This window comes from Kineococcus vitellinus, assembly GCF_009906315.1.
Classification (GTDB): Bacteria; Actinomycetota; Actinomycetes; order Actinomycetales; family Kineococcaceae; genus Kineococcus; species Kineococcus vitellinus.
Window position 1 is genome coordinate 1 of sequence record NZ_JAAALL010000647.1, and the last position, 519, is coordinate 519.

At 79.0% G+C, this 519-nt stretch carries 1 pseudogene; it reads right to left on the reverse strand.

The annotated features are described in order from the left end of the window. Window positions 1-161: 161 nt before the first annotated feature. A pseudogene (locus tag GTQ99_RS24530) lies at window positions 162-519 on the reverse strand (MFS transporter); the annotation flags it as partial.

Sequence of the window (519 nt, forward strand, 5' to 3'; positions counted from 1 at the left end):
CCCGTGGCCGGGCACGCCCGCGACGGACCCGGCCACGGGGTCGCCCGCCCCGACGGGCACGGGCTCCGGGGTGCCGGTCACCGCGACGGCCTCCGTGACCGTGGGCCCGTACTTCCCGCCGACCGTCGTGGACGAGCCGCCCGGCTGAGCGGCGCGGGCGCTCAGTCCCGCAGCCGGCTGCGGCCGCGGCCCTGCACCAGCGCGCACACCGCGTACCCCGCCCCCAGGAGCGCCGCGACCGCCCCGAGCCGGCCGTCGGCGGGCACCAGGGCGACCGCGGCCCCGCACGCCAGGCAGTAGCTGACGTTGAAGACGAGGTCGTAGGCGGTGAAGACGCGGCCGCGGTAGGCGTCGTCGACGCTGCGCTGCACGACGGTGTCCACCCCGATCTTGGCGCCCTGCCCGCCCAGCCCGAGCAGCAGCGCGCCCACGGCCAGCAGCGCCCGCTCGTCGGTGAGGCCGACGAGCACCTGCGCCGCCGCGGCCAGCAGCAGGCAGGCGCGGATCCAGGCGTGCACC